Origin of the sequence: Herbiconiux sp. UC225_62 (assembly GCF_042694625.1) — a bacterium.
Taxonomy (GTDB): Bacteria; Actinomycetota; Actinomycetes; order Actinomycetales; family Microbacteriaceae; genus Herbiconiux.
The window spans coordinates 685,721-705,049 of the sequence record NZ_CP170551.1 but is presented as its reverse complement, the minus strand read 5'-3'; the positions used below and the strand labels follow the sequence as shown (position 1 = coordinate 705,049).

Sequence of the window (19,329 nt, the reverse complement as noted above, 5' to 3'; positions counted from 1 at the left end):
GACTAACGATCGCATGTGGCGAACACGTTAAATCCAGCCTCGTCACTCGAGCAGGGGTTCCAATGCCTCCCCTAAGGGCTTGCTAAGAACTCGCTGAACACGGACGACACATGATGGGGGTCCCGATACACGGCCACGTTGCCGACTATCGGAGGGCAGATCAAATTGGAACAGAAGTACGAGTTCAGGTCGATCAAGGGGGTGCCCGTCTCACTCGCTGCCGCTACTTCTGCTTCCCGAATTGGAGAGGCCATCGCTTCACTGCGCGGGCGGGAACACTCCAAAGCATTGGTGAGGTTTGCGGAAAGGCAAATCGAGGGGTTCTGACCCATGTAAGGAGTGTCAGCAAGCATCACAACATTGAATTGCGTCAGTTCGACGAGCGAGCGACGCAGCGCGGCGGACCATGCGTCAGGGTCTTCGGACCCGACCGTGTGATAGAAGTTTGCGAGTATCACGAGGGATGGCGGCGATTGTCGGAGATGGTCGATCACCCCATCACGCCAGATTTCGCAGTTCTCAAACGGGACGCCGTTGACCTTGATTTCCAGCTCAATGGACGGGCAGGAGCTCTTGGTGTGCGTCTCCAGGGTGTACCCCTTCTCCTCGACCCATGCCTTGAGAGCCGGGAACCATTGAGCGGCGTGGGAGTCTCCGAAGAGCGCGATGACCGTGTCGCTGGATTTTCCGAATGTGCATCCTCGAGAGTCGACTTCCGCGAAATCGAGGTGACATCCGTCGTCATAGATCGACGGTTTGTCGGATGCCGCGTCCTGCAGGGAAGGGCTCAAGTTCGCTGGAACGAAAGCTGTGCCATCAGGTGCAACGGACATCACCGGTGCCGCCACGCTCGTGTCCGTAGCCATCGGGGCCACCTTCGCCACCGTCAGTCCGGCGATCCCGATGACAGCTGCAGAGAGGGTCGCGCCCGCGGCAAGAAGAACCGTCTTGCTCGGTCGTGCCTCACTGAGCCAGCGTGTCCTTCTGGCTGGGTCTTCGACGAACCTGAAGAGCAGCCAGGCCAATGGCACGCATAGCACCGCGATCCCGAGTGTCGACCACAGCGGCAACGGATGGAAGTAGCCGATTCCGGCTTGTGGCAGTACGAGAGCAGGCCAGTGGACGAGGTACAGGGAATACGAAATGAGTCCGATGAAGAGCAGAGGTCTCAACGAAAGGAGCCGGCTCGGTCCGAATCTGGTCGAATGCGCGCCGAACATCAGGATGAGCGCAGTCGAGATGACTGGTGCTGCCGCCCAGTATCCGGGAAACGCAACCGACGAATCGAACACCATCAGACATAAGATCAGACCACCAAGGCCAATCCAGCCGAGGATGGCACCCTGTGTCGCCGAAGCTCGCCGAGAGGATCGCGTCGCGAGGATGGCATTAGCCCTCCCGCGCCGAACTCCCAGGCGCGGGTGGGGAGCGAGAAGAACGCCCAAGACTGGGATCGCATCGTCAACAAGACACAGAGCGCGAACGAGATCGCCGTGATTGCGACTACGGATGCAACCAACATCCGGCGCGAGCGGAATGCGAGAGTGAGAAGCAGCAGAATCGCTGGCCAGAACACGTAGAACTGCTCTTCGACGCCGAGCGACCAGTAGTGCTGGAAGACCGACGGGGTCGTCTCAGCCAAGTAGTCGGTTCCTTGCACCGCGAAGAGCATGTTCGGCACATACAAGGCCGTGGCAATAGCGTCTTCGAAGTTGGCTGGCCTCTGGAGGGGAGGGATCAGCAAGAAGGTGAGAACGGTGGTCACGACGAGTACGAGAAGCGAGGCCGGAAGAATTCTTCGAATGCGACGCGCATAGAACTGGCGAAATCGGATGGTGCCACGGTCGCCGAGTTCACGAAAAAGGTGGCCGGTAATCAGGTATCCGGAAACCACGAAGAAGACATCGACGCCGAGATACCCTCCCGGGATTTGCGGAAGCTCTGCATGATAAAGAACCACTGCACCGACTGCGATAGCCCGCAAGCCTTGAATATCAGGACGGAACGTCTGCTTCGGTCGCGGTGGACTCGCCGTCACTCGGTATGCCCCATAGTGTCGATCCCCCATCGTCGAAACTGAACGTACCCTAGCAACCCCACGTTTCGAACAGGTCTCTCATGGGCATCATTCTTGCGCGCGGCGGTGCCAAGCGATCGGGGCGAGGGCTAGAACTGCTCCAAGGGTTCCACCGGTGGAGTTGGCTACCACATCTCGAACCGTCGCGTAGCGGTCGGGGAGCAATAGGTACTGGTAGAGCTCGATCGCGACCGACAGGCCGGCGCAGATGATGAGCGCCGCCCACCACCAGCGGGGGCCGAAGAGCAGAGCGATGAGGAAACCCAGAGGAACGAACATCGCGAAGTTCGCCGTGAACTCGATGACGTTATAGTTCACGAATTCGGGCACGCCGTGCCGGTGGAGCATCCTCAGGACTCGGAAGATCAGCCCGCGTGAGCCAACATCGACCGGTGTCGGCCAGGCCACGACGAAGAGCACTGCGAGTCCGTACAGGGACAGGAGAACGGTCGTGATCTGGCGCACTTTCGGGGATCTGTACAGGGTGCCTCCTTCGCCTGAGCCTCGATCCTACCGAGGGGCGCCTGCGTATCAGATGGGGGCAAGAAGGTGGATGCGCCTACATCGCGTCGATGTGCCGTTGAGGGCCTTGCGCACCACCTCGGTGAGAGTGCGGCCGTCACACTCTGCTTTCGCCATCGCAGCGTGGTAGAGGTCCGAGGGTATCCGGAACACCCCGATCCGCGGGCCGTCGGAACTCCCGACGCCCTCGAGATGCGAGCCCGTCTTATTGCCGCGGCACGAGGCGAGAATCCGGAATCACTCCTCATCACCTATGACCTCGAGCTCGCCCGCATCGCTGAGGCGGCCGGCATCCGCGTCATCGCGCCGGCCTGACGACCGCCTGCGCGGTCGAAGGTCCGCACCCGGCGTGCGAGACTCGAGGAGAATCGTTGGGGGTGCCGATGACGCTGGGGATGCCGCGCGAGGCGAGCGGGCGGAGCGCCGTGCTCGCCATTTCGAGCGCCTCGCTGGCCCTGGGCTCGAGCGCGCTCGTGATCGCCGCGGCGCTCGTGGTGCTGCGCAACGTCAACTCGCCCTACGACGTGTGGCTCGCGCTGCTCTTCCTGGTGCCGATCGGCGCCTTGATGGTGCTGCGGCACTTCCAGCACTCGCTTTTCGTGGCCGTCGCCTACCTGCTGATCGCCGCGGTGTGCATCGGTTTCTATTCCTCCATCCTCCTCTCCAACGCTCCGGAGGCGATCGTCGAGTCGCCGTTCATCCTCGCCCTTCCGCAGATCGCCGTGGTCTACACGGTCGCGCCGCGCCTGCTCGGCGTCCAGTCGCTCGTGCTCATCTGCAGCGCCTACGTGGTGGGCCAGCTCGCCGTGACCGCCGCGGCGCTCGAGGCCGGTCGCTTCCCCGCGTTCGACTTCATGACCGCTGCCTCCACCATCGTCGTGGTCGTCATCTGCGCCGCCGACCTGCTGCTGCGCCGCCGCACCGAGGTCGACCAGCGCGCGGTCGCCCGGGCTCGCCGCGACGCCGACGCCATGAACTACCAGCAGGAGCTGGAGTCACAGGTCGTCGCACTCTTCCACGACACGGTGCTGAGCGAGTTGACCGTGCTCTCGCACCAGACGCCCGGCCCGCTCGGGGAGTCGCAACGGGAAGCGATCCAGCGCGATCTGGCCTTGATCGCCGAGGGCTCCTGGTGGCCCGACGAGACAGCAGTGCCGGGAGCGGCGCCGCGCGACGGCGGCCTGCCGGCCGAGCTGGCCGCTGTCGTGGCCGCGAGCCGTGCCGAGGGCCTCACGGTCGACGTCTCGGGCGACATCGCGTCGCTGCACCGCTTCACGCCCGCCGTGGCCTCCGCTCTCGCCCTGGCGGTGCGTCAGGCGCTCGTCAACGTGCGCCAGCACTCCGGCGTCGATCGCGCCGAAGTCGTCGTCGACGGTGAAGCGGATGCCGTGGTGGTGATGATCGCCGACGCCGGCGTCGGGTTCGACCCGGCTGCGGTGCCGACGGATCGTTTCGGGGTCTCGCAGTCGATCCGGGGGCGCATCCGCGACGTCGGGGGGCAGACGCAGCTCTGGACCGCGCCCGGCGACGGCACCGCCTTCATGTTCACGCTGCCCGTGGCGCCCGAGCACGCCTGGGAGCCGCGGTGATCGGCTTCCTCGCCTGGCGGGGCACTCCGCAGAGACTCGATCCGATCGTCGCCCGCTCGATCTACCCGCTCATCGGGGTCGCCGCTTTCGGGTCGATGATCTACGCGATCGTGCGCACCCTCACCGCGGGAGACGAGGTGAGCGACCCGGTCCTCGCCGGTATCGCGATCGCGTTCGTCGTCGCCGCGGCCGTGCTCGTCGTGGTGGTGACCGATCCGGTGCGCACCCCGGTGCGCTTCGCGGGCCTGGCCGCAGCGGTCTCGGCGGCGCTGCTCGCCAGCGTGACGTCGAGCCTCAGCACCTGGGGCACATCGAACGTGATCTGGGACAACTGGGGACCGCTCGTGGTGGGCATCGTCATCCTGTCGTTCGCGGAGTTCCGGCCCGGCCGCGACCTCGCCCTGGTCACCGCCGTGAGCGCCGTGATCGTCGGCACCACGGCGGCGCTCGAGACCACCGCCATGCCCGATCTCGCCTCGCCGATCACTTCGGCCGTGATCGCGAGCACCCCCGTCGTGTTGTTCGGGGTCGGGGCATCCGTGTTCTCCTACCGTCTCAGCCTCCTGCTCTCCCGCTCCGCCGAATCGGCGGTGCGCGAACAGAGCGGACTCAGCCGCCGCGTGCGCATCCGTCTGCGGGAGCTGCTCCGCGAATCCGGTCGTGAGGCGCTCTCGGTGGAGGTGGTGCCCTTCCTCGAGGAGGTGCTCGACCGCGGAGAGGTGACCGAGGCGGATGCCGCTCGCGCTCGCCGCATCTCGGCCGTGCTGCGCTCGGTGATCATCACCGACATGGCGCTGCCCTGGCTGCAGCGACTGGAGCGCGCGAACCCCGACGCGCTGGAGGCCGACGATCCCGACGAGCTCGCCGAGAGCGCCACCATGGAACAGAAGGTGGCTCTGCGGGCCCTCATCACGGCGCTGATCGAGGTGCGCACCCGGGAGGCCGGCTCACGGGTGGTGGTGCGGCTGCGCAAGGTGGGCCGACACCGCAGCATCCTGCTGCTCGCGCCCTACGACGGCGGCGAGACCGGTGTGCGCATGCGTTTCGGCGCATCCATCTCGGTGATGAACGCCGTGTTCGGCCGCTCCACGATCAGTGTCGCCGACGGAGAACTCCGGATGCTGTTCGCCTACGAACCGAAGCCCGCTCCGGCTCCCTGACCCAGTCGTCGAGCTGAATCAGTCGTCGAGCGTGTCGTAGTCGCGACTGCGCGGCTGCACCACGGGCATCTCGTCGATGCCGGAGCTGAGCCGGGCGATCGCGGCCTCCGCGTCGTAGGCCGGGTCGGGCACGATGAACGCCATGATGATGGCGTGATACGAGATCGCGGCCAGTGACACCTCGGCCGGACGGCCCTCGTTGTCGACGTTGTAGCGGCCCTCGACCAGGTCGGGGATGGTGGTGCGCGCGATGCCGAGACCCTCGATGATGGCGGCTGCGGCCACCACCAGGGGGCGGTAGTCGTCGTTGAGGTCGGGGCGGAGGCGATAGCCCACCGCCGGGACGATGTTGCGGTAGAACACCTCCATCTGGTCGAGGAAGGCGAGCTCGCTGTTGCGGAGCGCTTCGATGATGCGCTCGCGCACGCGGGAGTCGGGGTAGGAGAGTGCGGTGGAAGAGAGCGCGACGTAGGTGCGCCACTGGATGGAGGAGGTGACCGACTCGAAGTTCTGCTCCGCGGCGAGGCCCGTGACATCCACCAGGATGCGGCGGCGGCCCTCGGGGGTGCGCAACTCGTCGGCGCGGAAGCCGAGGTACTCCCAGGTGGCCACGAGCGACTCCTCGTCGGCGCGACCGGGGGAGACCTGGTTCGCGACCTCGCTCAGGAGCTCCTCGAAGAACGCCTCCTTCGACTCCCAGATGCGGTAGACCGAGCTCCGCGGAACTCCGGCCTCCTTGATCAGATCGTCCATCAGCAGGTGCTCGAAACCGACCGTCAGACCGTTGGCCTGCACGAGCGACATGGCGGTGTCGAGGAGCTTCGCGCGCACCTCGTCTTTCGGCACGCGCGTACGCCCCGCTCCGGACTTGGTCCAGCTGTTCTCAGACATACGTGCCCCTCTCAGCACCATTTTGAGACATAATGTCCCAAGTTGCAAACCCCTTGCTGCACTTCTATGCTCGGGACAACGGCTGCGTGCTTCGCGCGGACACGCCGGGCGGCCACCCACCCCCTGAAGACGGAGGATTCGAAGTGCTCCGGATGAAGACCGTCGCGCAAGCGATGTCGCGAAAGTTGAGCGGTGTCACGAATTGATCGCTCCGTAAGCAACGCGGCGGTCATTCCGGTCATCGCGGGTTCGCCCGCGTTCATCTCCGAGCCGGAAGCCCGTCTGGCCACGGGCATCATCGGGGTCAACGGTGTCGCCCTTCCCGGATTCGAAGACGTCTACCGTCAGCATTTCGAGTTCCGCCGTCGAGTCTACGTGGAGCAGACCGGGCAACTCGATCCCTCCGACCTCTCGGACGACGGCACCGACCGTGATGCCGACGACGCGCGCTCGGTGACCTTCGCGGTGCTCGAGAACGCTCCCGAGGGCGTCAGGATCGTGGGTGTCGCCCGCACCATCATCAAGGGCGCCGACGGCGAAGATCGCCCGCTCCCGGTGGAGGAGTTCTGCCCCGAGCTGTTCGCCGACGATCCGCTGGACCTCGGATGCGTCGAGGTCTCGCGCGTGATCGCCCGCCACGAGCGGGTGGCGATGCAGGAACTCATCCAGTGGCACCTCTTCGCCCTCATGTCCGCCTACTTCTCCTCGCACGACGTGGGCCGCACCTTCGCCATCATCGAGCCCTGGCTCGAGCGTCACCTGGCCGGCGTGCTCGCCATCTCGCGCATCGGCGAGCCCCGCTACATCGAGCACTACCTCGATTACAACCTGCCGGTCGAATTCGACCTGGCCGGCTCGGCCGCGCGCATCACCGAGCGCAACGCCACCATCCTCCGCACCCTCGAGGCGGCCGATGGTGCACTGGAGTACTTCGGTCGCGTCTCACGGGCCCAGCGCGCGGCGGCGGTCGTCGACGCGGTGCCCGAAAGCGGATGAAGTCGATCGACTCGCCCGAGTTCTCGCGCAATTACGGATTCTGGAGCGAGGCGGAGCAGCAAGCTCTCCTCTCCTCCCGGGTCGCGATCGCCGGAGTCGGGGGAGTCGGGTTCCAGGTGGGCACCAAGCTCGCCCGGATGGGCGTGGGGAGCTTCAGCATCGCCGACCCCGAGGAGTTCGAGCCGCAGAACGCCAACCGCGTGCCCGGCGCGACCACGGCGACCTACGGCCGCTCCAAGGCCGAGGTCTTCCGCGAGCAGGTGCGGGAGATCAACCCCGCGGCCGTGGTGCACGTCTACCGCGACGGCGTGACGATGGACAACGTGGGGGAGTTCCTCGAGGGCGCCGCCCTGGTGTTCGACGAATCGGAGACCACGCATCCGGAGATCGGCACCACCATCGCCCGCCATGCGCGCGAACTCGGCATCCCCGACGTCCTGGTGGTCAACGTCGGATTCGCGGCCCAGGTCACCTCCTTCCACCCGCGGAGCCGGTGGACCTTCGAGCGGTTCATGGGCCTGCCCCCGAACGCGTCGCTCGAGGAGATCGCGGCGTCGAAGGTCGACTACTCCCGCTTCCTTCCGTACATCCCGGCCTACAGCGATCTACGCGGTCTGGTGGCGATGACGACGGATGCCCCCGACGGCTCGAGCGTGTCGCTCCCGTCCATCGCGCCCGGCGTCGATCTCGCCAGCGCGATCGGCACCACGCAGGCGTTCCTGCACCTCACCGCGGGCGTCTCGAATCGGCGCCGGCGACCGATCTGGGCACCACGACTGGCGTACCTCGACGCCTATTCGTTCCGCGGACGCATCCTGCGGGCGGGGCGGATGACGCACCTGCGCCACGTGGTCGTGGCGGCCCTGCGCGACCGGCTCGGTCGCAATCCGCAGGGCAGCTACACGCACGCCGACATCGCCCGCCGTCGGGCGGGCGATGTCTGACGCTGTTCGGTGCGGCGGTCAGCCCGCCAGGCGCATGATCGGCCCGGTGGCGTCGGCCGGCGTGTAGCGATCGATCGCGTCTTCGGGGGCGTCGAACGGCCCCGACCACGCGAATCGGTCATGTCGGTGGGTGAGTTTCATGTACCAACCGTCTTTCAGGAGATAGACGGTGGCGAGCGGCGCGCTGGTCTCCGGATCCTGGCCCGCGCGACCGAGAATGGCGATGGTGCCTGTCTTTCGAAGGATCACGATCTCGTTCACGTTTTCGAGGTTATCCGCCTCAGGTTAGCGGCATGTTACGAGCAGAATACGAATGATGCGCACGATCTGCGACGTCGCACGCGAACCTCGCGCCGACGTTTTCGCAACCTCATTCGCCGACGGCTCGGACGGTGTAATGTGAGGCCAACGGGGACGTCGAGCGCGGGCCTGGCTCATGGCCGTAAGGGTAACGGCACAACATGACCGGCCTGCTGATGTCTCCTTGCGGGATGAGAGTATCGGGTCCTCTCATCCCGCTAAATCATTTCCGGCATTCGTGCTTGAATCGGTTCGTGAAGCTGAACCGGGTGCACCACATCGCCGTCATCGCCACCGACTACGAGCGCTCGAAGGCCTTCTACCTCGACGTGCTCGGCTGCACGCTGCTGAGCGAGGTCTACCGCGCCGAACGCGACTCGTGGATGGGCGATCTCGCCGTGAACGGCGAGTACCTCATCGAGCTGTTCTCGTTCCCCTCGCCGCCCTCGCGGCCCACGCGTCCCGAAGCCACCGGGCTCCGGCACCTGGCGTTCGAGGTCGACTCGGTGGCGGAGGCGCGGGAGGAACTGCTGGGCAAGGGCGTGGCGTGCGAAGAGCTCCGCACCGATCCGCACACCGGCAAGGCCATGATGTTCTTCGCCGATCCCGACGGGCTGCCGCTCGAGCTCTACGAGGCGTAGGCGCGGCGCGGCCTACGCCTCCGCCGGGAGGGCGCATCGGTGCAGCGTGGCCGCGCCCAGGATGAAGACGTCTCGCCGATGGGAGATCCCCTGGGGATTGGACGGGTCGAGCAGCCACTCCAGGGTCTCGATGTCCTCATCGGAGAGGTAGCGGTTGGTGGAGCCGGTGAGCAGCCGGAGGAGCGTGTTGCGGATGTGTGCCCGCGCGTCGTCGGCGACCGGCGCCGGCACGTCCCAGAGGAAGCTCGTCGTCTCCTCCACCGTGAGTCCGGCCCGCTCGATCACCACGTTCCAGCCGTAGCGGGAGGTGACCGGGTGGTCGAGCTCGGCGCGCATCCCGGCGTAGCGGATGGACTGAGCCACCACGAGCCGGTACATCAGACCCGGGGCGCCCCGGCCGAGCTCGAACGGCAGGTAGTGCGTGGCCAGTCCGCCCTCGCCCACGATCATCCGGCCGTCGGGTGCGAGCCGGGCGGCGAGGCGGCGGAGTCCGTCGACCTGATCGGGCAGGTGGCGCACCATCTGCCGGGTCACGACGAGATCGAAGGGGCCGGGCTGACTCTCCGGGTCGAGCGCGTCACCGTGCTCGATGAGCACCTGGTCGCCGAGCGCGAGGGTGGAGACGAGCGAACGTGCGGCGTCGAGCGACTCCTCGTCGTGGTCGACCCCGACGATGTGGGCGGTGGGCGCGACGTCGGCGAGGTAGGGCAGGAAGCCTCCCGGCCCGCATCCGATGTCGAGGATCGTGGCGTGCGGACCCGGCGCGATCCACTCCGCCATGGCCGTGTACTGCGCCGCCGACAACCGGTCGGCCGCCTGGATCTGAGCCATCCACCCACTGTCGTGACGCACGATGACCACCGCCTCTCCTGACGCGTGTGACTACATTGTCGCGCTATCCGCACTTGACCGATATTCGAATGTATGTTCGAATCTCTTCATGCGCTGGAACGGACAGACCCTCGGCACCGAAGCGCCCTCCACCCTGCCCGGGCTCGCGCGACTGAACAACCTCGTGCGGTCGGTGCAGACGCCCGAGTTCGCGGGCGTCACGTTCCATGAGGTGCTGGCGAAGAGCGCGCTCAACCACGTGTCCGGGGCGAGCAAGACGATGCCGTTCGCCTGGACGATCAATCCCTATCGCGGCTGCTCGCACGCCTGCGTCTACTGCTTCGCCCGGCCCACCCACAGCTACCTCGAACTCGACGCGGGGAAGGACTTCGATCAGCAGATCGTGGTGAAGGTGAACGTCGGCGAGGTGCTCACGCGGGAAGTCCGGCGACCGTCGTGGGAGCACCCGTCGGTCGCGCTCGGCACCAACACCGACCCCTACCAGCGAGCGGAGGGGCGGTATGCGCTCATGCCCTCCATCATCGAGGCGCTCGCCGGCTCCGGCACGCCCTTCTCCATCCTCACCAAGGGGTCGTTGCTGCGGCGCGACCTGGAGTTGATCGCCTCGGCGGCCGAGGTCGTGCCGGTGAGCATCGCCATGTCGATCGCGGTCTACGACGACGAGTTGCAGCAGTCGATCGAGCCCGGCACGCCGAGCACCAAGGCACGGCTGGCCACGGTCACGGCGGTGCGGGAGAAGGGCCTCGAGTGCCAGGTGTTCCTGATGCCGATCCTTCCCCTGCTCACCGACTCGGTGGAGCATCTCGACCGGGCGCTCAGCCAGGCGGCGGCGGCCGGAGCGTCGAGCATCGTCTACTCGGCGCTGCATCTCAAGCCCGGGGTGAAGCAGTGGTTCATGGCGTGGCTCAGCCGTGAGCATCCGGAGCTCGTGTCGGCCTACGCCCGCATCTACGCGAAAGGAACCTACGCGCCGAAGGAGTACCGGGAGTGGCTGTCCGAACGGATGCGGCCGCTCGTGCGCAAGCACGGGCTCGACAACCGCCGGCCTTCGCGCGTCACCGGGGGAGTAGCACCGCCGGGGCGGCTCGACCAGCCGGTGGGGCCGAGCTTCGGGCCGGTGGGCGACAGCCAGCCGATGCTGTTCTGATGGCCGGTGTGGCGGCCTCGGCTTGGAGAAAGAGAAGACCGGCCGCGGGATGGGGAACCAAGCGGCCGGTCCAGCGACCGATCGCGAGGATGGGGAATCTGCGATCGATCTGCAATTCGGGTGAACTGATGATTCAATGGTGCGCCGTGGTGGAGCGCGACGGAGGGGAAACCGGGTCAATTCACCCTCCAGGTCACCCTCGACCGGGGTGCGCGGAAGGGGCATAGGGTATTCGGGTGGCGAAACTGTATTTCCGGTTCGGGGCGATGAACAGCGGCAAGAGCACCGCGATGCTGCAGGCTGCCTACAACTACGAGGAGCGCGGCCAGCAGGTGCTCATCGCCAAGCCCGCGATCGACACCAAGGGCGACATGCAGATCGTCTCCCGCCTGGGCGTCACCCGCGACGCCGACTTCCTGATCGCGCCCGACACCGACGTGCGGGTCGAGTTCGCCGCCCGGCGCGACGAGATCGTGGCCGAGACCGGGGTCGACGTGAGCTGCCTGCTCATCGACGAGGCGCAGTTCCTCACCCCGTTGCAGGTCGACGACGCGCTGCGCATCGCCATCATGGACGGCGTGCCCGTGCTGGCGTACGGCATCCGGAGCGATTTCCAGACGGCGGGCTTCCCGGGCAGCATCCGTCTGCTCGAGGTCGCGCACAGTCTCGAAGAACTGAAGACGATCTGCCGCTGCGGGCGCAAGGCCATCTTCAACGCCCGCAAGATCGGCGACCGTTACGTGTTCGACGGCGCCCAGGTGGCGATCGACGGCGAAGACGTGACCTACGAGTCGCTCTGCGGTGCCTGCTACCTCGAAGAATCCCACGGTGTGCTGGGCCGGATCTGAGGGCCGAACTGCTACGTTTTAGCCGTTGATCCGAACACAGCGAACACCACAGGGGGCAATGATGCATCACCAGACGACTCGAGTTCTCGCCGCTTTCGCCATCGTCGGCGCCGCGGCTCTCGGACTCTCGGCCTGCTCGTCGTCGAGCGGCACCGACTCCGGATCGAGCCCCACCAGCAGCGCCACGTCGGATTCCGTACTCCCCCCGATCATCGTCGAACTCGCGGATGCCGACGGAACGACCGTGGAGGTCCCGCTCGACAACGTGGTCGACCTGGTGACGGGCGACGACGAGAACGTGGCCGCCTGGACGGCGAAGATCTCGGACGAGTCGGTGGTGGAGTTCGTGCCCGGCAAAGACGACGGCAGCGCTCAGTTCAACCCGGGTCTGAAGCCGCTCGCCGAGGGCACCTCGGATGTCGTGCTGACCAACTCGGAGACGGATTCGACCGTGTCGTTCACCGTCACCGTGACGCCGGCGGCGAAGTAGGCCTCCACTCTTCATCACTCGTCGAGGGGTTGCTGCTCCCCATGACCGGGGGCAAGGTGGAGGGATGAAGAGTGTCTCCTATGCAGGCCTGACGTTCTCGACGGCGGATGCCATCGCCGATGCCCTGCTGCAGCTCGCTGCGGCTCTCGGCCAGAACGAACGGGCGGAGACCGTGGACATCCCGGTCATCGACGAGGACGGCAGGGCCACCTCGGTGCAACTCGTGATCGGACCGGCGAGCCAGTTCATCAGCCGGCCCATCGAGTCCGCCTACGCCGAGCCGCAGGACGATGCTCTCGTCGACGGGATGCGGCGGCGCATCCGCTCGCTCGACCTGCCGCGGGCGGCAGCGGTCTCGCACGTCGAGTTCGATCGCTTCGACCTCGACAGCCCGGTCTGAGAACAGGCTGGTCGGCCGCGTACGGGGGCCGCACGAAACGAAGAACCGGCCGGAGACGATGTCTCCGGCCGGTTCTGTTCGTCGGGGTAGCGGGATTCGAACCCACGACCTCCTCGTCCCGAACGAGGCGCGCTACCAAGCTGCGCCACACCCCGAGGTGTGTATGCTCCAGCGCAAACCGCCGCTGAGGCCTTAACAAGGATAGCCGAAATTCCAGCGGCTGGAGACCGTCGCCGGTCAGGCTTTGGCGGTGAGCGTCAGGAGGGTCGCCTCCGGGCGGCAGGCGAACCGGAACGGCGCGTAGATCGACGTACCGAGCCCCGCGGAGACGTTGAGGTAGGCCGAGTGGAAGCCGTGCCGCCAGAGACTCAGCCCCTTGACCTGCTTGCGTGGGATGTCGCAATTGGTGACGATCGCGCCGTAGCCCGGCACGCACACCTGACCGCCGTGCGTGTGGCCGGCGAAGATGATCTCGGCACCGTGCGTCACGAAGGAGTTGAGCACGTATTGGTAGGGAGCGTGGGCGACGCCGACGGTGAGCCGGGGTCCGCGGTCGTCCTCCTCGCGGAGTTCGTCGAGGGCGCCCGGGATGCGCTCCAGCTTGTCGTAGTGCCGGTGCGGATCATCCACTCCGAAGAAGTCGACGATGGTGCCGTTCACCTCGGTGGTGGCGGCGCGGTTGTTGAGGTTCTTCCAGCCGAGCGAATCGAAGTAGGCCTCGAGTCGCTCGGTGTCGAGTCGCTCCGCGGTGCCGGTGTGCTTCGAAGGGCCCATGAAGTAGCGCAGGGGGTTCTTGAACGAGGGCCCGAAGTAGTCGTTCGAGCCGTTCACGTAGACGCCGGGCACACCGCGGAACACGTCGAAGGCGGCCTGCACCCCCGGGATTCCGTCGCGGTGCCCGAGGTTGTCCCCGGTGTCGACGATCAGGTGGGGGTCGAGGCGGGCGAGTCCGCGAATCCATTCCTGCTTGTCGGTCTGCCAGGGCGCCATGTGCAGATCGGAGACGTGGAGCACCCGGATGTCGGATGCCCCAGCCGGCAGCACCGGTACGGTCGCCGTGCGCAACGTGTACTGCTTGCGCTCGACGAAGGTGCCGTAGGCGAACGCAGCGGCACCGGCCACCGCGACGACGCCGAGCGAGGTCGCGGTGGCCCGGGTGGCAGCGGTCACGCTAGCCGGCCTTCGTGGTGACCCTGAGCCTGTCGGTTCCGAATCGGATCGGATTCCCCGCCCCCGGGTTCGTGGCCGTGACCTTGGCGTTGCCCGACGACGGTCCGTCGAACACGATCTGGCCCGCTTCGATGCCGGCGCCGGTGATGGCCTTCTTCGCATCGTCGGGGCTCATCCCGACCACGTTGGGCACGGTGCGGAGCTGGCCGTTCGAGGTGAAGACCGTGACGGTGGAGCCCTTCGACGCGGTGCCGCTCGGCGAGCTGCTGTCGACCGTGTTGGCCGGCTGCACGGAGTCGATCACGCCGCCGTCGTCGTAGTCGAAGCCCGCTGCGGTGAGCGCGGCCTTGGCGTCGTCGACCGACATCCCGGCGATGTTCGGGATCTGCACCTGCACACCGTTCCGGAGCAGCGACGGGGCGTCGGGGAAGGCGTCTCCGCCGTACTTGCCGTCGGCATCCGTCATGTACTGCTTCCACACGTCGTGGCGTACGTTGCCGCCGCTCTCGCCGTTGATCGAGGTGTTCCTGATCGAGACCGTACCGACGACGTTCCCGATCCACACGGCCGTGGCGAGCTTGGTGCTCGCACCCACGAACCAGGTGTCCTTCTCGGAGTCGGTGGTTCCGGTCTTACCGAAGTGGGGGATGCCGTCGTTCGGGTTCGACTGCGAGCCGGTGCCGCCGTTGATGACACCCTGGAGGGCGACCGTCATGGCTGCGGCGATGGTGGGGTCGACAGCCTGGGTGCAGGTCGACTGGGGAGCAGGAAGCTCGTTGCCGGAGGAATCCAGGATCTTGCTGATCGCGATGGGCGAGCAGTAGGTGCCCTGGTTGGCCACGGCCGCAAAGGCTGCCGCCATCGTGAGCGGGGCGATCTCGTTCGTGCCCAACACGTCGGCGGGGTTCTCGCCCAGCGGGTTGCCGTCGGCGCGGTGCACTCCGAAGGCCTCCGCTGTCTTGCGGATCTCGCACTGGTCGAGCTTCTGCGCCATGCGGAGGAACGCGAGGTTCACCGAGTCGCGCGTGGCCTGCATCACCGTGACGTTGCCGGGCGCGGACCCGCCGTCGTTCTTCACCGAGTAGGTGCCGCCGTTGCCGCCGGTGCAGCTGTCTTTGAACTGGGCCAGATTCAGCGTGCCGGGGTTTCCGTTGATCACGTCGCCCAGCGAGTGGCCGGTCTTCAGCCATTCGGCGAGGGTGAAGATCTTGTAGGTCGATCCCACCTGGAAGCCGGTCGATCCGCCATAGGCGTAGTCGGTGCTGTAGTTGATCGCCGAGGCGCCGAGGTTGGTGGCCGTGACCTCCGGATCGTCGCTGAAGTCCTTGTTCTGCGCCATCGCGAGGATGCGCCCGGTGCCGGGCTCCACCGTCACCAGTGCGCCACCGAGGTCGAAGTCGTAGGTATAAGGAACGTAGTTGTCGATGGCGCTCTTGGCTGCCGTCTGCAGATCGACGTCGAGCGTCGTGTAGATCTGGTAGCCGCCGGTCTTGAAGTTCGTCCACCGCGTGTCTTCGTCGGCGCCGAAGGCGGGGTCGTTCTTCACGATGTGCGTGATGTAGTCGCAGAAGAACCCGGCCCCGATGGGGTTGGCCGTCTGGCAACCCGTGGAGGGCTGGACGATGTTCGCCGTCACGGGCGTCGCGATGGCCTCGTCGTACTGCGCCTGCGTGATCTTGTGCTCCTTGAGCATCGCCGGCAGCACGTCCTTGTCGCGACGCGCCTGGTTGTCGGGGATGTTCTCGGGCTCGTCGATGCGCAGACCGTTGGGCTCGTTCACTGTGGCGATGAGGCTGGCGGCCTGGGCCACCGTGAGGTCGGAGGCGTTGACCCCGAAGTAGTACTGCGCCGCCGACTGGATGCCGTACACCCGGCCGCCGAAGGGAGCGATGTTGAGGTAGCCGAGCAGGATGTCGTCTTTCGAGAACTCCTTCTCGAGGCCGATCGCGAGCTTCATCTCCTTGAGCTTGCGGTCGACCGAGGTGCGCGTGGCCTCGGCGTAGGCGGCGTCGCGCTGCGCCTCGTCCTGGATGGCCTCGGCCTTCTGCACCAGGATGTTGCGCACGTACTGCATCGAGATCGTCGACGCACCGCTCGCGGAGGTCTCGAGGGCGTTGCCCGCTGCCGCACGGAGGGTGGACGCGATGTCGACGCCGCCGTGGCTGTAGAAGCGCGGGTCTTCGGTGGCGATGACCGCATCCTTCACGTACTGGGAAATCTGGTCCCAGCCGACTTCTTCACGGTTCTGCTCGAACACGGAGGCGAGCAGCACGGGGCTTCCGTCGCTGTTCGTGGCGTAGATGTTGGTCTTCTCGGCGAGAGCATCCGGCTTGATGTAGCTCGGGAGGTTCTCGAACATACCGATGGAGTTGTTCGCGGCAATGCCGGTGACAGCGAGCGCGGGCGTGACCATGGCAGTGACGAGGATGCCCGCGATTGCGCTCATACCTACAATGCCGAGAATGGCCCCGACCACACCGCTAGCCGTGGCTTTCGGGGCAGACATAGGATCAAGGGTAAGCGACAAACCTGCAATTAGCCGAGAAAGGGCCCCCGTGCCGACCTGGGAATACGTGACGACACCGCTCATGATCCACAACACCGCCGCGATTCTGAACACCTGGGGTTCTGACGGCTGGGAGCTCGTGCAGATCGTCACCGGCCCGGAAGGCGGGCTCGTGGCCTACCTGAAGCGTCCCGTCGCGAACGACGGGAAGTGATCCGGATGTCGCAGATCAGCGATCGCCTGGCCGACCTGGGAATCAGCCTTCCCGCCGTGTCGGCGCCCGCCGGGGCGTACATCCCGGCCCTCGTCTCCGGCAATCTCGTGTTCACCGCGGGGCAGCTGCCCTTCGTCGACGGAGTGCTCTCGCAGACCGGCAAGGTCGGGGAGGGCCCCTCTCTCGTGTCGCCGTCGGTCGCGAAGGAGTTCGCCCAAATCGCGGCGCTCAACGCGCTGGCCGCGGTGGAGAGCGTGCTCGGGTCGCTGGACCGCGTGACGCGCGTGGTGAAGGTCACCGGCTTCGTCGCATCCGATCCGTCGTTCACCGGTCAGCCCGGCGTCATCAACGGGGCGTCGGAGTTCCTGGCCGACGTCTTCGGCGACCGTGGCGTGCACGCGCGCTCCGCCGTGGGTGTCGCCGTACTTCCCCTCGACTCCCCGGTCGAGGTCGAGCTCATCGTCGAATTCGAATAGGGCCCAGCCCCTCTACCGCAGGGTTTCGGAGATGAGGGTCATGACGGAGGCGTCGGCGAGCGTCGTCGTGTCGCCGATCTCGCGGCCCTCCGCCACGTCGCGCAGCAGGCGGCGCATGATCTTGCCGGAGCGGGTCTTCGGCAGCTCGGAGACGATGAAGATCTGACGCGGCCGTGCGATCGCGCCGATCTGCTGGGAGACGTGCGCCCGCAGCACCGCGGCCGCGTCGTCCTTGCCCGCGGCATCCGCTTGGCTGGCGCGGGTGATGACGAAGGCGACGACGGCCTGTCCGGTGGTCTCGTCGCTGGCGCCCACCACGGCCGCCTCGGCGACCATCGGATGCGACACCAGGCTCGATTCGATCTCCGCCGTCGACAGGCGGTGGCCTGACACGTTCATGACGTCGTCGACGCGGCCCATCAGCCAGATGTCGCCGTCTTTGTCGTAGCGTGCGCCGTCACCGGCGAAGTACTTGTCGCCGAACTTCTCCCAGTAGGTCTCCTTGAAGCGCTCCGGGTCGCCCCAGATGCCGCGGAGCATGGAGGGCCAGGGTTCGGTGACCACGAGGAGGCCGCCCTCGTCTTTGCCGACGGGGGTGCCGGCATCCGTCACGATGTCGATCGAGATGCCGGGAATCGGAACCTGGGCCGACCCGGGCTTCAGCGTGGTGACGCCGGGCAGGGCCGAGATCATGATGGCGCCGGTCTCGGTCTGCCACCAGGTGTCCACGACGGGGGTGGTGTTGCCGCCGATGACCTCGCGGTACCAGATCCAGGCCTCCGGGTTGATCGGTTCTCCGACCGAGCCGAGCAGGCGGAGGCTCGACAGGTCGAACTCCTGTGGCACGGTGCGGCCGATCTTCATGAACGTGCGGATGGCGGTGGGCGCCGTGTAGAGGATGGTGACCCCGTACTTCTGGATGATCTCCCACCACCGGCCCGCATGCGGGGTGTCGGGCGTGCCTTCGTAGAGCACCTGGGTGGTGCCGTTCGCGAGCGGGCCGTAGACCGTGTAGCTGTGCCCGGTGATCCAGCCGACGTCGGCCGTGCACCAGTAGACATCCGTCTCGGGCTTGAGGTCGAAGACCTGCCGGTGCGTGAACGCCACCTGCGTGAGGTAGCCGCCGCTGGTGTGCAGGATTCCCTTGGGCTTCCCGGTCGTGCCGCTGGTGTAGAGGATGAAGAGGGGGTTCTCGGCCGGGAACGGCTTCGCGGTGTGCTCGGAATCGACCTGAGCGATCTCGTCGTGCCACCAGAGGTCGCGGCCGTGGGTCCACTCGATGTCGTTGCCGCCGCGCTTCACGACGAGCACGTTCGTGACGGTGCTCGCTTCGTCGTTGAGGGTGAGCGCTGCGTCGACGGCGGCCTTCAGCGGGAAGACCTTGCCCTTGCGGTAGCCGCCGTCGGCCGTGATGACGAGCTTGGCCTCGGCGTCGTCGATGCGGGCGCGCAGGCTCTCGGCGCTGAAGCCGCCGAACACGACGGAGTGGATGGCGCCCAGCCGCGCCACGGCGAGCATCGCGATGACCGCCTCGGGGATGACGGGGAGATAGATCGCGACGCGGTCGCCGGCGCCGATGCCGAGCGCGGCGAGGAGGTTCGCGGCCTTCTTGACCTCGGCGGTCAGCTCGGCGTAGGTCAGCGTGCGCTGGTCGCCCGGCTCGCCCTCCCAGTGCAGGGCGACGCGGTCGCCGTTGCCGGCCAGGACATGGCGGTCGAGGCAGTTGTAGGCGACGTTGAGCTCGCCGTCGTCGAACCATTTCGCGAAGGGCGGGTTGGTCCAGTCGAGCGTGCGGGTGAACGGCTTGTGCCAGTGCAGCAGTTCGCGCGCCTGGTTGGCCCAGAACCCCTCGCGATCGGCGGCAGCGTCTTCGTAGAGGCGGCGGATCTCGCTCGAGCGGGCGGCGAATTCCTCGCTGGGCGGGAACCGGCGCGACTCGTGCAAGAGGTTGTCGATGTTGTTGGTGGTCATGCTCCCGCTGCTCCTTCGCACTGCATCTCGTTCTGACGATACTGCACGGTTCCGGCGGGTGGACGGTGGGTTGTGCGGTGCCGGGCGGGTGGCTCGTGGACCCCGGCCGGACCGCCACCCGAGGTGGCTCGTGGG

21 protein-coding genes and 1 tRNA gene are annotated in these 19,329 nt (G+C 66.7%); 12 read left to right on the top strand and 10 right to left on the bottom strand.

Translation table 11 applies throughout. The features are described 5' to 3' along the window. Positions 1-71: 71 nt before the first annotated feature. The 3 genes from ACFJGU_RS03520 to ACFJGU_RS03510 all read right to left on the bottom strand — a co-directional run bounded on the left by ACFJGU_RS03520 (position 72) and on the right by ACFJGU_RS03510 (position 2,497). On the bottom strand, positions 72-1,307 hold the full coding sequence (locus ACFJGU_RS03520) for an acyltransferase family protein (RefSeq protein WP_382310246.1): 1,236 nt from the start codon (positions 1,305-1,307) through the stop codon (positions 72-74). Next, the gene (locus tag ACFJGU_RS03515; protein ID WP_382307690.1) at positions 1,307-2,038 is read right to left on the bottom strand and encodes an acyltransferase family protein; all 732 of its coding nucleotides are present in this window, start codon (positions 2,036-2,038) and stop codon (positions 1,307-1,309) included. The genes ACFJGU_RS03520 and ACFJGU_RS03515 overlap by 1 nt, the downstream gene beginning before the upstream one ends. Positions 2,039-2,125: 87 nt before the next feature. Beyond that, positions 2,126-2,497 (bottom strand): VanZ family protein, encoded by a 372-nt coding sequence (locus ACFJGU_RS03510; protein WP_382307688.1) that lies wholly within the window; start codon positions 2,495-2,497, stop codon positions 2,126-2,128. 225 nt (positions 2,498-2,722) lie between these two features. On the opposite strand from ACFJGU_RS03510, the gene ACFJGU_RS03505 reads away from it, so the two are divergent. From ACFJGU_RS03505 to ACFJGU_RS03495, 3 genes are all read left to right on the top strand, one after another. Beyond that, complete coding sequence (locus ACFJGU_RS03505; protein ID WP_382307686.1) at positions 2,723-2,914, top strand: hypothetical protein; 192 nt, start codon at positions 2,723-2,725, stop codon at positions 2,912-2,914. A gap of 68 nt (positions 2,915-2,982) precedes the next feature. Continuing rightward, positions 2,983-4,188, top strand: a complete 1,206-nt coding sequence (locus ACFJGU_RS03500; protein WP_382310244.1) for a sensor histidine kinase — start codon at positions 2,983-2,985, stop codon at positions 4,186-4,188. Then, entirely contained in the window at positions 4,185-5,348 is a 1,164-nt protein-coding gene (locus ACFJGU_RS03495; RefSeq protein WP_382307685.1) for a hypothetical protein, read from the top strand. The genes ACFJGU_RS03500 and ACFJGU_RS03495 overlap by 4 nt, the downstream gene beginning before the upstream one ends. 18 nt (positions 5,349-5,366) lie before the next feature. Here the strand turns inward: ACFJGU_RS03495 and ACFJGU_RS03490 are convergent, their stop codons facing one another. After that, the gene (locus ACFJGU_RS03490; protein WP_382307683.1) at positions 5,367-6,239 is read right to left on the bottom strand and encodes a TetR/AcrR family transcriptional regulator; all 873 of its coding nucleotides are present in this window, start codon (positions 6,237-6,239) and stop codon (positions 5,367-5,369) included. Between the two features lie 192 nt (positions 6,240-6,431). Here ACFJGU_RS03490 and ACFJGU_RS03485 point away from each other — a divergent pair, with 192 nt between their 5' ends. Together ACFJGU_RS03485 and ACFJGU_RS03480 are read left to right on the top strand one after the other, a co-directional pair. Further along, positions 6,432-7,235, top strand: coding sequence for a hypothetical protein (locus tag ACFJGU_RS03485; protein WP_382307681.1), 804 nt, complete (start codon positions 6,432-6,434; stop codon positions 7,233-7,235). Next, on the top strand, positions 7,232-8,179 hold the full coding sequence (locus ACFJGU_RS03480) for a ThiF family adenylyltransferase (protein ID WP_382307679.1): 948 nt from the start codon (positions 7,232-7,234) through the stop codon (positions 8,177-8,179). Before ACFJGU_RS03485 ends, ACFJGU_RS03480 begins: the two co-directional genes overlap by 4 nt. Positions 8,180-8,197: 18 nt before the next feature. On the opposite strand, the gene ACFJGU_RS03475 is transcribed toward ACFJGU_RS03480, so the two are convergent. After that, positions 8,198-8,440, bottom strand: a complete 243-nt coding sequence (locus tag ACFJGU_RS03475; protein ID WP_382307678.1) for a hypothetical protein — start codon at positions 8,438-8,440, stop codon at positions 8,198-8,200. Positions 8,441-8,733: 293 nt separating this feature from the next. Here ACFJGU_RS03475 and ACFJGU_RS03470 point away from each other — a divergent pair, with 293 nt between their 5' ends. Continuing rightward, positions 8,734-9,120 (top strand): VOC family protein, encoded by a 387-nt coding sequence (locus ACFJGU_RS03470; RefSeq protein ID WP_382307677.1) that lies wholly within the window; start codon positions 8,734-8,736, stop codon positions 9,118-9,120. Between the two features lie 12 nt (positions 9,121-9,132). Here the strand turns inward: ACFJGU_RS03470 and ACFJGU_RS03465 are convergent, their stop codons facing one another. Continuing rightward, entirely contained in the window at positions 9,133-9,951 is an 819-nt protein-coding gene (locus ACFJGU_RS03465) for a class I SAM-dependent methyltransferase (protein ID WP_382307675.1), read from the bottom strand. A 109-nt stretch (positions 9,952-10,060) separates the two neighbouring features. On the opposite strand from ACFJGU_RS03465, the gene ACFJGU_RS03460 reads away from it, so the two are divergent. From ACFJGU_RS03460 to ACFJGU_RS03445, 4 genes are all read left to right on the top strand, one after another. After that, positions 10,061-11,119, top strand: a complete 1,059-nt coding sequence (locus ACFJGU_RS03460) for an Rv2578c family radical SAM protein (protein ID WP_382307674.1) — start codon at positions 10,061-10,063, stop codon at positions 11,117-11,119. A gap of 236 nt (positions 11,120-11,355) precedes the next feature. Next, a complete protein-coding gene (locus ACFJGU_RS03455) occupies positions 11,356-11,967 on the top strand; it encodes a thymidine kinase (protein WP_382307672.1) in 612 nt (203 codons plus the stop codon). 61 nt (positions 11,968-12,028) lie between these two features. Next, entirely contained in the window at positions 12,029-12,457 is a 429-nt protein-coding gene (locus ACFJGU_RS03450) for a hypothetical protein (protein WP_382307670.1), read from the top strand. A 64-nt stretch (positions 12,458-12,521) separates the two neighbouring features. Further along, positions 12,522-12,857 carry a hypothetical protein gene (locus ACFJGU_RS03445; protein ID WP_382307669.1) on the top strand — a complete coding sequence of 112 codons (336 nt, stop codon included), beginning with the start codon at positions 12,522-12,524 and terminating at the stop codon, positions 12,855-12,857. 81 nt (positions 12,858-12,938) lie between these two features. Here the strand turns inward: ACFJGU_RS03445 and ACFJGU_RS03440 are convergent. The 3 genes from ACFJGU_RS03440 to ACFJGU_RS03430 all read right to left on the bottom strand — a co-directional run bounded on the left by ACFJGU_RS03440 (position 12,939) and on the right by ACFJGU_RS03430 (position 16,473). Further along, positions 12,939-13,012, bottom strand: a tRNA-Pro gene (locus tag ACFJGU_RS03440). Positions 13,013-13,094: 82 nt separating this feature from the next. Beyond that, a complete protein-coding gene (locus ACFJGU_RS03435) occupies positions 13,095-14,027 on the bottom strand; it encodes a metallophosphoesterase (protein ID WP_382307667.1) in 933 nt (310 codons plus the stop codon). A 1-nt stretch (position 14,028) separates the two neighbouring features. After that, positions 14,029-16,473: a transglycosylase domain-containing protein gene (locus ACFJGU_RS03430; protein WP_382307665.1), complete on the bottom strand. Its 2,445-nt coding sequence runs from the start codon at positions 16,471-16,473 to the stop codon at positions 14,029-14,031. Positions 16,474-16,582: 109 nt separating this feature from the next. On the opposite strand from ACFJGU_RS03430, the gene ACFJGU_RS03425 reads away from it, so the two are divergent. Together ACFJGU_RS03425 and ACFJGU_RS03420 are read left to right on the top strand one after the other, a co-directional pair. Further along, positions 16,583-16,747, top strand: coding sequence for a hypothetical protein (locus tag ACFJGU_RS03425; protein WP_382307663.1), 165 nt, complete (start codon positions 16,583-16,585; stop codon positions 16,745-16,747). Between the two features lie 5 nt (positions 16,748-16,752). After that, positions 16,753-17,223, top strand: a complete 471-nt coding sequence (locus ACFJGU_RS03420) for a RidA family protein (RefSeq protein ID WP_382307662.1) — start codon at positions 16,753-16,755, stop codon at positions 17,221-17,223. Positions 17,224-17,235: 12 nt separating this feature from the next. Here the strand turns inward: ACFJGU_RS03420 and acs are convergent, their stop codons facing one another. Continuing rightward, positions 17,236-19,194 carry an acetate--CoA ligase gene (gene acs / locus ACFJGU_RS03415; protein WP_382307660.1) on the bottom strand — a complete coding sequence of 653 codons (1,959 nt, stop codon included), beginning with the start codon at positions 19,192-19,194 and terminating at the stop codon, positions 17,236-17,238. Between the last annotated feature and the right edge of the window lie 135 nt (positions 19,195-19,329).